The 13,178-nt window shown below is 72.1% G+C and carries 14 protein-coding genes; 10 read left to right on the forward strand and 4 right to left on the reverse strand.

Annotated features, from left to right (window positions below; all coding sequences use genetic code 11):
• Positions 1–18: 18 nt before the first annotated feature.
• Both ACRAKH_RS30590 and ACRAKH_RS30595 read left to right on the forward strand, forming a co-directional pair.
• Positions 19–2,511 carry a glycosyltransferase gene (locus ACRAKH_RS30590; protein ID WP_380725985.1) on the forward strand — a complete coding sequence of 831 codons (2,493 nt, stop codon included), beginning with the start codon at positions 19–21 and terminating at the stop codon, positions 2,509–2,511.
• Positions 2,504–3,589, forward strand: coding sequence for a glycosyltransferase family 4 protein (locus tag ACRAKH_RS30595; RefSeq protein WP_380725987.1), 1,086 nt, complete (start codon positions 2,504–2,506; stop codon positions 3,587–3,589). The genes ACRAKH_RS30590 and ACRAKH_RS30595 overlap by 8 nt, the downstream gene beginning before the upstream one ends.
• Here the strand turns inward: ACRAKH_RS30595 and ACRAKH_RS30600 are convergent.
• On the reverse strand, positions 3,565–3,855 hold the full coding sequence (locus ACRAKH_RS30600) for a hypothetical protein (RefSeq protein ID WP_380725989.1): 291 nt from the start codon (positions 3,853–3,855) through the stop codon (positions 3,565–3,567). The two genes, ACRAKH_RS30595 and ACRAKH_RS30600, sit on opposite strands and share 25 nt — an antisense overlap.
• A gap of 109 nt (positions 3,856–3,964) precedes the next feature.
• Between ACRAKH_RS30600 and ACRAKH_RS30605 the strand changes: the two genes are divergently transcribed.
• The 3 genes from ACRAKH_RS30605 (at position 3,965) to ACRAKH_RS30615 (ending at position 5,787) form a co-directional block, all read left to right on the forward strand.
• A complete protein-coding gene (locus ACRAKH_RS30605) occupies positions 3,965–4,816 on the forward strand; it encodes a helix-turn-helix domain-containing protein (RefSeq protein ID WP_380725991.1) in 852 nt (283 codons plus the stop codon).
• The gene (locus tag ACRAKH_RS30610) at positions 4,798–5,034 is read left to right on the forward strand and encodes a DUF397 domain-containing protein (RefSeq protein ID WP_380725993.1); all 237 of its coding nucleotides are present in this window, start codon (positions 4,798–4,800) and stop codon (positions 5,032–5,034) included. Before ACRAKH_RS30605 ends, ACRAKH_RS30610 begins: the two co-directional genes overlap by 19 nt.
• A 312-nt stretch (positions 5,035–5,346) precedes the next feature.
• Positions 5,347–5,787, forward strand: a complete 441-nt coding sequence (locus ACRAKH_RS30615; RefSeq protein ID WP_380725995.1) for an Imm1 family immunity protein — start codon at positions 5,347–5,349, stop codon at positions 5,785–5,787.
• On the opposite strand, the gene ACRAKH_RS30620 is transcribed toward ACRAKH_RS30615, so the two are convergent.
• Genes ACRAKH_RS30620 through rfbB form a run of 3 tightly spaced genes read right to left on the reverse strand, consistent with a single transcriptional unit; the run spans position 5,784 to position 8,436 of the window.
• Positions 5,784–6,542, reverse strand: a complete 759-nt coding sequence (locus ACRAKH_RS30620) for a hypothetical protein (protein ID WP_447009449.1) — start codon at positions 6,540–6,542, stop codon at positions 5,784–5,786. The two genes, ACRAKH_RS30615 and ACRAKH_RS30620, sit on opposite strands and share 4 nt — an antisense overlap.
• Before the next feature lie 8 nt (positions 6,543–6,550).
• A complete protein-coding gene (rfbD, locus tag ACRAKH_RS30625; protein ID WP_447009450.1) occupies positions 6,551–7,444 on the reverse strand; it encodes a dTDP-4-dehydrorhamnose reductase in 894 nt (297 codons plus the stop codon).
• The gene (gene rfbB / locus ACRAKH_RS30630) at positions 7,444–8,436 is read right to left on the reverse strand and encodes a dTDP-glucose 4,6-dehydratase (RefSeq protein WP_380726126.1); all 993 of its coding nucleotides are present in this window, start codon (positions 8,434–8,436) and stop codon (positions 7,444–7,446) included. Before rfbB ends, rfbD begins: the two co-directional genes overlap by 1 nt.
• A 301-nt stretch (positions 8,437–8,737) precedes the next feature.
• Between rfbB and ACRAKH_RS30635 the strand changes: the two genes are divergently transcribed.
• The 5 genes from ACRAKH_RS30635 to ACRAKH_RS30655 all read left to right on the forward strand — a co-directional run bounded on the left by ACRAKH_RS30635 (position 8,738) and on the right by ACRAKH_RS30655 (position 13,172).
• Positions 8,738–10,171, forward strand: coding sequence for an LCP family protein (locus ACRAKH_RS30635; protein ID WP_380726124.1), 1,434 nt, complete (start codon positions 8,738–8,740; stop codon positions 10,169–10,171).
• 86 nt (positions 10,172–10,257) lie between these two features.
• Positions 10,258–11,475, forward strand: coding sequence for an LCP family protein (locus tag ACRAKH_RS30640; protein ID WP_380726122.1), 1,218 nt, complete (start codon positions 10,258–10,260; stop codon positions 11,473–11,475).
• 55 nt (positions 11,476–11,530) lie between these two features.
• On the forward strand, positions 11,531–12,226 hold the full coding sequence (locus tag ACRAKH_RS30645) for a TIGR03089 family protein (RefSeq protein WP_380726120.1): 696 nt from the start codon (positions 11,531–11,533) through the stop codon (positions 12,224–12,226).
• A 138-nt stretch (positions 12,227–12,364) separates the two neighbouring features.
• Positions 12,365–12,703, forward strand: coding sequence for an ArsR/SmtB family transcription factor (locus ACRAKH_RS30650; protein ID WP_380726118.1), 339 nt, complete (start codon positions 12,365–12,367; stop codon positions 12,701–12,703).
• Positions 12,693–13,172: an SRPBCC family protein gene (locus ACRAKH_RS30655; RefSeq protein ID WP_380726116.1), complete on the forward strand. Its 480-nt coding sequence runs from the start codon at positions 12,693–12,695 to the stop codon at positions 13,170–13,172. The genes ACRAKH_RS30650 and ACRAKH_RS30655 overlap by 11 nt, the downstream gene beginning before the upstream one ends.
• Positions 13,173–13,178 lie beyond the last annotated feature (6 nt).

Below are 13,178 nucleotides of genomic sequence, written 5' to 3' on the forward strand. Positions count from 1 at the left end.
ATGAGGCAGAGTTAGCGCGTGGAGCAAGGGACCCTGCCTGACGTGACGGTGGTCGTGGTCAACTACCGCGGCGCCGACGACACCATCACCTGCCTGCGCTCGCTGTTCGGCGACCTGAGCTACCCGGCGGACAAACTCCAGGTCGTCGTGGTCGACAACGCCTCGGGCGACGGTGGCGCGGACCGCATCCGCACCGCCGTGCCGGACGCCGAGGTGATCGAGTCCCCGGCCAACCTCGGCTTCGCCGGCGGCTGCAACCTGGGCGTGCGGAGCGCGCGCGGCTCGGTCGTCGCGTTCCTCAACAACGACGCCCGCCCCCACCGGGACTGGCTGCGCGAGGCGGTGCGGGTGCTGCGCGCCGAGCCGTCCGTCGGCGCGGTGGCGAGCAAGGTCCTCGACTGGGACGGCCGCGAGATCGACTTCGTGGACGCGGGCCTCACCTGGTTCGGCATGGGCTACAAGCGGCACGCCGGCCTGCCGGACGACGGCAGCCACGACACGCCGCGCGACGTGCTGTTCGGCACGGGCTCGGCGCTCGTGGCGCGGACCGGCCTGTTCCGCGAGCTGGGCGGGTTCGACGAGCGGTTCTTCATGTTCTACGAGGACGTCGACCTCGGCTGGCGGATGAACCTGCGCGGCTGGCGCGTCCGGTACGTGCCGACGTCCCTGACCTACCACAAGCACCACGCATCGATGTCCACAGTGGACAGCAGTCGTGAGCTGTACCTGCTGGAGCGCAACGCACTCGCCGCGCTGTACAAGAACTTCTCCGACGAGACGCTGGCCAGGGTGCTGCCCGCCGCGCTGGCCCTGGCGGTCCGCCGGGCGACCGCGCGCGGCGAGCTGGACGCCACCCAGCTGGAGATCACGCGCCGTCCCGCCGACCCCGCCGACGACCGGGCGCCCGTGCCGGTGTCGCGCCAGGCGTTGGCCGGGCTCCTCGCGATCGACCAGTTCGTGGAGCTGCTGCCGTCGCTGGCCGAGTCGCGCAAGGCCGAGCAGGCCGCGCGCCGCGTGTCGGACGCGGACCTCGTGCCGCTGATGCGCAAGGCGATGGAGCCCGCCTACCCGCTGCCCCGCTACCTCGCCGCGCACGACGTGCTGGTCGAGGTGTTCGGGCTGGACGAGGTGTTCGGCCGGCCGCGCCGGGTGCTGGTGGTCACCGGCGACGCGATCTCCGAGAAGATGGCCGGCCCCGCGATCCGGGCGTGGAACATGGCCGACGTGCTGTCCGCCGAGCACGAGGTGCGGCTGGTCACGATCAACCCGCTGTGCGCGCCGCCCGAGGCCGCGTTCCCCGTCCTGCGGGTCGCCCGGCGCGACCTCGGCGCGCAGGTCGAGTGGGCGGACGTCATCGTGGTGCAGGGCCACGTGCTGGAATTCGTGCCCGAGCTGAAGAAGCCGTCGTCCACGAAGGTCGTGGTCTGCGACATCTACGACCCGATGCACCTCGAACTCCTCGAACAGGGCAAGGACGCGAGCGACGAGCAGCGCGAGCTGGACCTGGTCGGGGTCACGAAGGTCATCAACGACCAGCTGGCGCGCGGCGACTTCTTCCTGTGCGCGTCGGAGCGGCAGCGCCACTTCTGGCTCGGCCACCTGACCGCGCTGGGCCGGCTCACCCCCTCGCTCTACGACAACGACCCCACCGTCCGGTCGCTGCTCGCCGAGGTGCCGTTCGGGCTGCCCGGCAAGCCGCCGGAGCGCACCGGGCCGGGCCTGCGCTCGACGTTGGGCCTCGGCGAGTCGGACAAGGTCGTGCTGTGGGCGGGCGGCGTCTACAGCTGGTTCGACCCGCTGACGCTGGTGCGGGCCGTGGACCGGCTCCGGTCGCGCCGGCCGGACGCGCGGCTGGTGTTCCTCGGCATGAAGCACCCGAACCCCGAGGTGCCGGACATGGACATCGCCGGGCAGACCCGCGCGTTGGCCAAGCGGCTCGACCTCGTCGGGTCGCACGTGTTCTTCAACGAGACGTGGGTGCCCTACCAGGACCGGCAGAACTGGCTCCTCGACGCGAACGCGGGCGTGACCACGCACTACGAGCACGTGGAGACGACGTTCGCGTTCCGGACCAGGGTGTTGGACTACCTGTGGGCCGGGCTGCCGATCGTCACCACGGACGGCGACTCGTTCGCCGACCTCGTGCGCGCCGAGCGCCTCGGCGTGGTGGTGCCGTCGGAGGACGCCGACGCGCTGGCCGACGCGCTGGAGAAGGTCATGTACGACGCCGAGTTCGCGGCCGGCTGCGTCGAGCGGATCGCGGCCGTGCGGGAGCGGTTCACCTGGGAGAACGTGCTGGCGCCGTTGACGGCGTTCTGCCGCAACCCGCGGCCCGCCGCCGACCGGCTGCCGGGGTCGTCGTTCATGGTGCGCAACCGGCCGCTCGGGCGGCGGGAGAAGGTGCAGCGGGACGTGGCGCTGGTCAAGGAGTACCTCAGCGCCGGCGGTCCCGGCGAGGTGGCCCGGCGGGCGACCGGCCGGGTGCTGAAGAAGTTGCGCGGCCGTGGCTAGGCCGCTGCGGGTGCTGATCGACGGCACCCCGCTGCTCGGGCACCGGACCGGCATCGGCCGGTACACGGCGGCGCTGGCCGAGGAGCTGGCGTCGATGCTGGACGAGGTCGACGTGCGGGCGGTGGCGTTCACGCTGCGCGGGTGGCGGGCGCTGCGGACCGTGCTGCCGCACGACGTCGTGGCGCGCGGCCTGCCCGTGTCGGCGCGGCTGCTGCGGCAGTTCTGGCTGCGGGTGCCGTTCCCGCCGGTGGAGTTCCTGGCCGGGCCGACGGACGTCATGCACGCCACCAACTTCGTGCTGCCGCCCACGATCGGCGCCGGCGGCGTGACCACCATCCACGACCTGGCGTTCCTCGACGCCCCCGGCGACCTGCCCCCGTCCGACCGGCGGCTCCCCGAACTGGTGCAGAAGTCGGCGACCAGGGCGGACGTCGTCTGCACGCCCACCCGTGCTGTGGCCGAGGTGGTCGCGGAACGGCTCGGCGTGCCCGAGTCGAAGATCGTCGTGACGCCGCTGGGCGTGGACCCGGCGTGGTTCGCCGCCCGTGCGCCGTCGCCGGCCCTGCGCTCACGCCTCGGCCTGCCGTCCGAGTACCTGCTGTTCGTCGGCGCCGGCGGGCCGCGCAAGGGCCTGGGCACGCTCCTGGCGGCGCACGCGACCCGCCCGTCCCTGCCGCCGCTCGTCCTGGCCGGGCCGCACGCGATCAGCGCGGACGACCGGGTCGTGCGGACCGGGTACCTGAACGCCGTCGACCTGAGGAGCGTCGTCGCGGGGGCCGCGGCGCTCGTGCTGCCGTCGCGCGACGAGGGCTTCGGGCTGCCGGTGCTGGAGGCGTTGGCGTGCAACGTGCCCGTGGTGTGCACGGACGTGGCGGCGTTGCGCGAGGTGGCCGGCGGGCACGCGGTGCACGTGCCGATCGGTGACGTGGAGGCGTTGGCGTCGGCCATGGTGGACGCCGTCGAAGCCCCGCCCACCCCGGCCGCCCAGGCGGCGCGGCGGACGCACGCGGCCGAGTTCACGTGGCGGAAGACGGCGGAGCGGACGCTCCTGGCCTACCGGCGCGCCGCCGGGCAGTGACAGGCGCGGAGGCTCACCGCGCCACGTGCCACGGGGTTCCCCTGCTCGCCCGTGTCCAGGCAGTCGTCGCAGTCGAAGCCGGACGGGTCGAGAATCTTCAGCTCGCGCTGGACGGCGTCCAGCAACCGGTCCGCGCCGTTCGTGGTGAGGCCGAGGACCACCTGGCCCGGCGGTGGGCCGATCGAGAGGCAGACCGTCCCGGTCTCGTCGTCCACCCACGCCCGCAGCGGCGTGTCACCCCGGACGAAGGCCACCTGAACAGCCACAACACCCTCCTCTATCGGTGGAATCGAGTTCTGCTAGGTTGCTGCAACCTTCGATTCCACGCAAGCTACTGTGGAATCGCATTCCAAATCTTCACCCGATCGAGGGAACGTGACTCCCAAGCAGCGTCGCCTCGCCCGTCGCCTCCGCCAGCTCCGGCTCAAGTCGGGCCTGTCCCTGGAGGACGCCGCCGACCACCTCGGCTGCAAGCAGCCCAAGATCACCAAGATGGAGATCTGCCAGTTGGGCGCGAAGCCCGACGAGGTGCGGATGCTGTGCGAGCTGTACGGCGCGGGCCGGGCGACCGTGGAGAGCATGGTCAACCTCGCCAGGACCGCGAAAACCCGCGGCTGGTACCAGGTGTACGACGAGTCGGCGAACCCGGAGAACATCGACTTCGTGGAGCTGGAGACCGACGCGGTGGCCGTGTCGAACTACCAGATCGACTTGGTGCCCGGTCTCCTCCAGACCGAGGACTACGCCCGCACCGTCATCCGCGCCGCCAACCCCGGCATCGGAGAGGCCGTCCTCGAACAACGCGTTGAACTGCGCGTCAAGCGCCAAGACCGGGTGCTCGACGGCAGCCTCGACGTCTGGGCGGTGATCACCGAGGACGCCGTCCTCCGCGCGGTCGGCGGTCGGGACGTGCACATCGCCCAGCTGACCCGCTTGCTGGAGGCGGCTTCACTGCCGAACGTGCAGTTCCAGATCATTCCCACACGCGCCGGCGAGCACATCGCCATGGGCGTGCCGTTCGACTGCTTCCGGTTCGACGACGGCTACGGCACGGTCGCGATCGACCACCTGACTGGCACCCTCTTCTTGGAGGAAGAAGCCGAGGTGGAGCGGTATAGGCTGGCGTTCCAGCACTTGTGCGGCGCTGCGCTCAGCGTGCCGGACTCGCTGGCCCTGCTGCGGAAGTACGTCAAGGAGGAGCACAGCGAATGGGAGCGTCGGAGCTGACCTTCGGAACCTGGCGTAAATCGGCTTTCAGCGGCGGGAACTCGGACTGCGTCGAAGTGGCGTGGCGCAAGGCGAGCCACAGCGGCGGGAACTCCAGCTGCGTCGAAGTGGCTCACACCTCCACCGCCGTGGCCGTCCGCGACAGCAAGTCGCCGACCACCGGCATCCTCACCGTCCCCCACACCGCCTGGACGACGTTCCTGGCAGCCCTGAGGTGACGTCCCTGTCCGCCGTGGGCGTGGCGCGAGGTGTTATGACCTTCCCGTCTGACGGTCTGCCTGCGGGTTCTTGAGCACGTTCCACGAAATCTGCCGTGACCCCGTCACGGCACAGACGCTACGCAGGAACCGCTGACGCTCGCCGTCAGGACGAGGTGCGGTCGCTTCAGTGGATCGCCCGAGCGCGGACATGGCGGACAGGTTGCCGCACTGGTTGATCGCAAAACCAGTGCGATAATCCGACTCCACCCCAACGGCCCAACACCGCACCTCGGGTGGTCACTCACCGCGTCCACTGCGATGATTCGGTCCATGAGTTTCACGGCTGTGTGGCCGATCAACGACGTGAACGACGCCGACGCCGCCGACGAGTTGACCGTCAGCGCGCCCGAGGACGTCGACACCCTCCTCAGCCGACTCGCCGAGCCCGGCGCCGGCCCGGCGGTGATCGAGCACCAGGACCGCGAGCTCATCACCGACACCGAGGGCCTGCTCGGCTCCCCCGGCTCGACCAAGATCCCCGACCACGACGTCGCGGCGGCCATCCACGCCGGCTTCGGCTACCTCACCTACGCCGACCCGGACCACGACTACTCGACGTTGCAAGGCGACCCGGCGTCCCCCGAGTACCGCTCCGAGTACGTCGACTACCCGGCGGGCGCGGGCGTGCCGGTGGGGGTCCTGGCGGCCGCGCTGAAGGACTTCCTGGCCACGGCGCAGCGCCCGACCTGCGTGGAGTGGCAGCCCGCCTAACCCGCCGGCACGGCGTGGGACACCCACACGTTCGCCTCGACGTACACGGCCGCGTTCTGCGCCGTCGACACGTGCACCGGGGCGAGCGCGCCGGGCACGACCACCGGCCCGTCCCGGTCGAACGGCAACCCGGTCCACTCCCGCCAGCGCGCCAACGTCGCCTGCACGGTGGACGAGCACCACGCGACGCCCTCGACCCGCCCGCCGGCGCGGACGTGGGTCCGCAGCCACCGGTCCGCCGGCAACCCGTCCGCCCGGGTCCGCGCGGCGTACTCGTCCATCGGCGCCTCGGGCTCCGCCGCCTTGTCCGGGGGCCGCAGGGGCGCCACCAGCGCCCCCAACCCCGCCGCCGCCGCGGCCGACCGCATGGCCGCCAGCACGTCGCCGGACAGCCCGCGCCCGACGTGGTCCGGGTCGACGGCGATCTCCAGCGCGCACGCGGTGTCGGCCTCGACGCCGTCCATCACGTCCTCCGCCGCCCACACGGCCACCTGGTCCCACCCGCCGTCGGGGAACCGCGGCCGCGAGTCCCGGTCGGCCCGGTAGCCGACCATGATCCCGCGCGCCACGGGCCGGTCGCCGTCCAGCACCGCCACCACGAGGTGCGGCCACCGCTCGGCCACCCGCCGTCCCCGCACGAGCAGCGACGCCAGGTTGCCCCGCGTGAACCGGGGCGAGTCGGGCGGGTAGGGAATCCCGTAGACCGCGTCGACCAGGTCGGGCCGCGACGCGAGGGTCACCACGTGCACCGGCATGGCGTCGCTCAGGGGACGGCGTGCGCGGCCACGGCGGCGGTCAGCGCCTCGCGCCAGTGCCGCAGCGGCGGGAGCCCGGCGTCCGCCCACGCCTTGCCCGACAGCACCGAGTACGCCGGGCGCGGGGCGGGGCGGGGGAAGTCGGCGGTGGCGCACGGGCGCACGCGTTCCGGGTCGAGGCCCAGTTCGGCGAAGATCGCCCGCGCGAACCCGCACCACGTGGTCTCGCCGGCGCCGGTCGCGTGCAGCACCCGTGCGGGCGTGCCGCCGGAGGACACCAGCGCGGCCAACGACAGCAGCCCGCGGGCCAGGTCGAGCGACCACGTCGGCGAGCCGACCTGATCGTCCACAACGGACAGCGTCTCGCGCGTGGTGGCCAAGTGCGCCATCGTCTTCACGAAGTTCGCGCCGTGCTCGCCGTAGACCCACGACGTGCGCACGACCCACGATCGGTCCCAAGTGGACAGGACGCGTTCCTCGCCGGCGAGCTTGGTGCGCCCGTACGCCGACCGCGGCCCGGTGGGGTCCGACGGCTCGTACGGACGGGTGGCGTCGCCGGGGAACACGTAGTCCGTCGACACGTGCAGCAGCGGCACGTCGTGCGCGCGGCAGGCGGTGGCGAGGTGCTCGGGCCCGAGCGCGTTGACCGCGAACGCCCGGTCCCGGTCGGTCTCGGCCGCGTCCACCGCGGTGTACGCGGCGGCGTTCACGACCACCGGCCGGAACCCGGCGTCACGGGCGGTCGCGGCGAAGGCCGCCACGGCGTCCGACACGGCGGACGGGTCGGTCAGGTCCAACTCGGCCGACGACGGCGCGTCCACCAGGCCGTCCTCGGGCGCCGCCGCCACGACGTCACGCCCGAGCTGGCCGCGGCCGCCGGGCACGAGGAGCGCGAGTTCCATCAGCCGGCCAGGGCCGCGCGCTGCTTCAGCGGCTCCCACCACGACCGGTTGTCCCGGTACCACTGGACGGTGGCCGCCAGCCCGGCCTCGAAGTCGACCCGCGGCGCGTAGCCCAGCTCGGTGCTGATCTTGGTGATGTCGACCGAGTAGCGGCGGTCGTGGCCCTTGCGGTCGGCGACCGGCTCGACGAACGAGTCCCAGTCACGCCCGGTGGCCGCGAGCAGGCGCTCGGTCAGCTCCCGGTTGGTCAGCTCGGTGCCGCCGCCGATGTTGTAGACCTCGCCGCCGCGGCCGCCCTCCAGCACGAGCTGGATGCCCCGGCAGTGGTCGTCCACGTGCAGCCAGTCGCGCACGTTCAGCCCGTCGCCGTACAGCGGCACCTTCCGGCCGTCCACCAGGTTGGTGACGAACAGCGGGATGACCTTCTCCGGGAACTGGTACGGACCGTAGTTGTTTGAGCACCGGGTGACGCACACCGGCAGCCCGTGCGTCCGGAAGAACGACCGGGCGAGCAGGTCGGACGACGCCTTGGACGCCGCGTACGGCGAGTTCGGCTCCAGCACGTGGTCCTCGGTCCACGAGCCCTCGTCGATCGTGCCGTACACCTCGTCGGTGGAGACGTGCACGAACTTGGCCACGCCGGCTTCCAACGCGCCCTGCAACAACGTGTGGGTGCCCAGCACGTTGGTGAGGACGAAGTCGGCCGAACCGGAGATCGAGCGGTCCACATGCGACTCGGCGGCGAAGTGCACCACCACGTCCGTCCGGCGCATCAGGTCGCCGACGAGCTCGCGGTCGCAGATGTCGCCCCGGACGAACGTCAGGCGCGGGTCGTCGGCGACCGGCGCCAGGTTCGCCTCGTTGCCCGCGTAGGTGAGCTTGTCGAGCACCACGACCTCGGCGTCGGCGTAGGCCGGGTACGCGCCGGACACCAACTCCCGGACGTAGTGCGAGCCGATGAACCCCGCCCCACCCGTGACCAGTACGCGCATGCCCCGTGCCCTCCTACGACCAGTCCGCCCACCGCAGTCTGTCACGGTGGTTAACCGTGCAACCCACCCGGTTGTTACAGCGTCTCCCGTATAAGGGGAATGTCGGACGCGGCCGCCGCTCCGCGACTAATCTCGACAGGTAGCAGGGCGCGTGTGGGGGAGGCAGTCAGTGGACCGGAGTCCGCCCGATTCAGCCGGTGGCTCGACAGGTCGACCGGACGGTGGCCCGACGCGCGGGTCGGCTGCTCTGCGTACCCTCCTGGTCACGGGGCGTTCCCTGCTGGCCCTGCTGTCGGCGGCTGTGCTCGTCGTCACGTGGTACGGCTGGTACTACCTCGGCGACATCGACGACGGCGTGACGCGGACCGACGTCATCTCCTCCTCGACCAGCGGGCAGGCCGACGGCAAGGCCCGCAAGCCGCTGGACGGCGCGGTCGACATCCTGCTGGTCGGCGTCGACAGCCGGACCGACGCGCAGGGCAACCCGCTGTCCGACGAGGTGTTGGCGCTGCTCAACGGCGGTGTCGCCGACGGCACGATGAACACCGACACGATGATCCTGGTGCACATCCCCCAGGACGGGACCCGCGCGGTCGCCATCTCGTTCCCGCGCGACGCGTACGTGGAGATCGCGGACGGGTTCGGCAAGCACAAGCTCAACTCGGCCATGGCGCGGCAGCGCAACGACACGGCCCAGCGCCTGCGCGAGAAGGGCGTCACCGACGAGGACCGGATCGAGCTGGAGTCCACGCTCGCCGGCCGCAAGACGTTGATCAAGACCATCGAGGGGCTGACCGGCGGCGCCATCACCGTCGACCAGTACGCCGAGGTGAACCTGGCCAGCTTCTACGAGGTGACGAAGGCCATCGGCGGCGTCGAGGTGTGCCTGAAGCAGGCGACGCAGGACTCCGACTCGGGCGCGAACTTCCAGGCGGGCCGGCAGACCATCTCGGGCGCGCAGGCGCTGTCGTTCGTGCGCCAGCGCGGCGGGCTGCCCGGCGGCGACCTCGACCGGATCGTGCGCCAGCAGGTGTTCATCGGCGCGCTGGCCCGCAAGGTGCTGTCCACGGGCACGCTGACCGACTTCGACCGGCTCGACCAGCTCGTGACGGCGGTGAAGAAGTCCGTGGTGATCAGCGAGGGCTGGAACATCCCGGAGTTCGCCGAGCAGATGCAGGGGCTCGTGTCGGGCAACATCCAGTTCCGCACGATCCCGGTCGGCGAGCCGACGGACACGTACAGCGACGGCAACGTGCTGCCGGTCGACCCGGCGCGGGTGCGGCAGTTCATCAAGGGCCTGGCGACGGACCAGGGGCCGTCCACGTCGCCCACCACCACGACCCCGGCCGGTCCGCCGAACTCGGCCATCACGGTGCACGTCTACAACTCCGCGGGCGTGCTCCGGCTGGCGGCCACCGTGCTCGACATGCTGGTGCAGCAGGGGTTCCGGCCGGGCGTGGCGGAGACCGGGACGTACACGGAGACGACGTCCGTGCGGCACGCGCCGGGCGAGCGGTCGAGCGCCGAGAAGGTGATCGAGGCCCTGGGCGGTAACGCCGAGGCGGTCGAGGACGACTCCGTGCCACGGGGGCAGGTGCTGGTGTACGTCGGCGCGGACTTCACGCCGCCGGACCGGTCGGACCCCGCGTCGGTGGACGGCGCCGGCACGGGTGTCGCGTCGACCACCAGCCCGACCCCGCCGATCACCGCCGACGGTGTGGTGTGCGTCAACTGAACACCCGTCCGCCCACCGACCCGGACGTCCGACCGGACCAAGGTGGTTAGCCTCATCGGACGGACCACCCGCAGGAGGGAGCACCGGTGAAGGCCGCGCTGCTGATCGGACGCACGCTCGTCGTGCTGCTGTCCGCGGCCGTGCTGGTGCTGTCCGGTTACGGGTGGGCGACGTTGAAGCGCGTCGAGGAGAGCGTGAACACGACGGACGTGCTGATCGAGCTGTCGGACGTGCCGAACGCGCCGCCCGTGGACGACGGGGCGACCGACATCCTGCTGGTGGGCAGCGACAGCCGCACCGACGCCCAGGGCCGGCCGCTGCCCGAGCACGTGCTGCGGCAGCTGCGGACCGAGGCGACGGACACCCTCAACACCGACACGATCATCGTCATGCGGGTGCCGCGCAACGGGGGCAGGGCGCAGGCCGTCTCCATCCCGCGCGACACGTACGTGACCATCCCCGACCACGGCGACGAGAAGATCAACTCGGCGTACGGGCTGACCAAGTTCTTCACCATGCAGCGGCTGCAGGCCGAGGGCGTGACCGACCTGACCGAGCGCTCCCAGCAGGGCGACCAGGCCGGGCGGCGGGCGCTGGTGCAGGTGGTGCAGGACCTGACCGGCGTGCGCGTCGACCACTACGCGGAGATCAACCTCTACGGGTTCTACCTGCTCACGGAGGTCATCGGCGGGGTGGACGTGTGCCTGAGGCAGGCCACCTCCGACCCGGACTCCGGCGCGGACTTCCGCGCGGGCGTGCAGTCGATCTCCGGCGGCGACGCGCTGGCGTTCGTGCGGCAGCGCAAGGGCATCCCGAACGGCGACCTGGGGCGGATCACCCGGCAGCAGGTGTTCATGTCGGCGGCGATGGCGAAGCTGATGTCCGCGGGCACGCTCACCGACCCGGCGCGGCTGTCCGGGCTGCTGGACGCGGTGAGCAAGTCGGTGGTGGTGGACGAGAAGCTGGACCTGGCGACGTTCGCCGGGCAGGCGCGCGGGCTGGCGGGCGGGAACGTCGAGTTCGCGACCATCCCGGTGACGGGCGTCGGCGCGCGCAACGAGCGCGGCCAGAGCATCGTGACCGTCGACCCGGCGCAGGTGAAGGCCTTCGTGGCCGAGCTGCTGGGCGAGAAGACCCCGACCCCGGCGCCCACCACGACACCCGCGGCCACCACGACGACGGCCGCGACGACGGGCACGACGACTGGCGCCACGACGCCCACGCGGAGGTTCGGCGGCGACCGGCCGGTGGCGCTCGACGGGCGGGCCAGGGCCGCCCTCCAAGGCCCGCCCTGCGTCGACTAGGAGCCCGGTCCGGGGCCGGCGCGTGGCCGCCGACCCGGCGTGGCAAGGTTGGCGCATGACCGTCACGGATGCCCTGTTCGCACCCCTGTTCGCGGCGAATCCCGGCCGTCCCCTGATCACGCACTACGACGACGCGGCGGGCACGCGGGTCGAGCTGTCGCGGGCCACGATCCGCAACTGGGCGGCCAAGACGGCGAACTGGCTGCGTGACGAGCACGACGTCGAGCCGGGCGACCCGGTGGCCGTGCTGCTGCCGGCGCACTGGCAGACGGCGGGCGTGCTGCTGGGCGCGTGGTGGTGCGGCGCGGCCGTGACGGACGACCCGGCGGGCGCGAAGGTGGCGGTCGTGGCTCCCGGCGGCGAGGTGCCCGGCGCGCTCGTGACGGCCGTGGCGTCGTTGCACCCGATGGGCCTCGGCAGCGGCGCGCCGGTGGACTACAACGACGACGTGCGGGTGTTCGGCGACGACTTCACGCCGTGGGAACCGGTGCCCGGCGACACCCCCGCCCTCCTGCGGTCCACTGTAGACGAAGTGGTGGAGGAGGCGCACCAGCGGGCCGCGACGCTCGGCATCACCACGACGTCCCGCGTGCTGTCCACTGTGGAGTGGGCCTTCCCGGACGGCCTGCTGAACGGCTTCCTGGCCGTGCTCGCGGGCGGCGGGTCGCTCGTCCAGTGCAGCCACGCCACGCCGGACCTGCTCCCCGCGCGACGGGCGAGCGAGCAGACGACGTTGGACCTCGTCGGCTAGCACGGCCCCGCACCCCCCTTCTCAGCTGACGAGGCGGTTCGCCTCGACGGCGGCACACCCGTGCCTCCTTCCGGTTGACAGCGGCTCGCGACCAGCGTACAAAACCAAGTAGTTAGATAACCAAGTGGTTAGGTAGCGATGGCGGACGATCCCCTAAGCCTCACCTTCGCGGCGTTGGCCGACCCGACGCGGCGGGCGATCCTGGCCCGCCTGGCCGAGGGCGCGGCGACCGTGAAGGAACTCTCCGCGCCGTTCGCGATGAGCGGCCCGGCGGTCTCCAAGCACCTGCGGGTGCTGGAACGGGCGGGGCTCATCACGCGCGGCCGCGACGCCCAGTGGCGTCCGTGCGCGCTGGACGCGACGCCGTTGCGCGAGGTCGCCGAGTGGGCCGACGGGTACCGCCGGTTCTGGGACGACAGCTACCGGCGCCTCGACGCCTACCTCGAACAGCTGAAGGAGCGGAAAGATGAGCACTGACACCACCGCGCGGTGGACCACGCCGTCCGACCTGGAAGTGGCCGTGACGCGGTCGTTCGGCGCGCCCCAGCGGCTCGTGTTCGACGCGTTCACCAAGCCGGAGCACGTCGCGCGCTGGATGCTCGGCCCGGAGGGCTGGACCATGCCGGTGTGCGAGATCGACCTGCGGCCGGGCGGGCGCTGGCACATGGTGTGGCGGCGCGCCAACGGCGAGGAGATGGCGATGACCGGCGAGTACCAGGAGGTCACGCCGCACTCGCGGACCGTGCAGACCGAGTCGTGGGGCCCGGACTGGGCAACGACGGTCAACACCACCGAGTTCATCGCGGACGGCGACCGCACGACCGTCGTGCAGACCATGAAGTACCCCTCGCGGGCCGACCGCGACCGCGCCCTCGACACCGGCATGACGGACGGCGCGGACATCAGCTACGACCGGCTCGACGCCTACTTGGCCGCCACCGCCTGAGCGCCT

The organism is Saccharothrix hoggarensis, assembly GCF_052936025.1.

What these genes read in the sequence shown, in the direction of transcription:
- rfbB (WP_380726126.1), bottom strand. Translation starts at nt 8,436, where the DNA reads ATGCGCGTACTGGTCACGGGTGGGGCGGGGTTCATCGGCTCGCACTAC.
- ACRAKH_RS30645 (WP_380726120.1), top strand. Translation starts at nt 11,531, where the DNA reads ATGACCGTCACGGATGCCCTGTTCGCACCCCTGTTCGCGGCGAATCCC.
- rfbD (WP_447009450.1), bottom strand. Translation starts at nt 7,444, where the DNA reads ATGGAACTCGCGCTCCTCGTGCCCGGCGGCCGCGGCCAGCTCGGGCGT.
- ACRAKH_RS30655 (WP_380726116.1), top strand. Translation starts at nt 12,693, where the DNA reads ATGAGCACTGACACCACCGCGCGGTGGACCACGCCGTCCGACCTGGAA.
- ACRAKH_RS30620 (WP_447009449.1), bottom strand. Translation starts at nt 6,542, where the DNA reads ATGCCGGTGCACGTGGTGACCCTCGCGTCGCGGCCCGACCTGGTCGAC.
- ACRAKH_RS30615 (WP_380725995.1), top strand. Translation starts at nt 5,347, where the DNA reads ATGAGTTTCACGGCTGTGTGGCCGATCAACGACGTGAACGACGCCGAC.
- ACRAKH_RS30610 (WP_380725993.1), top strand. Translation starts at nt 4,798, where the DNA reads ATGGGAGCGTCGGAGCTGACCTTCGGAACCTGGCGTAAATCGGCTTTC.
- ACRAKH_RS30650 (WP_380726118.1), top strand. Translation starts at nt 12,365, where the DNA reads ATGGCGGACGATCCCCTAAGCCTCACCTTCGCGGCGTTGGCCGACCCG.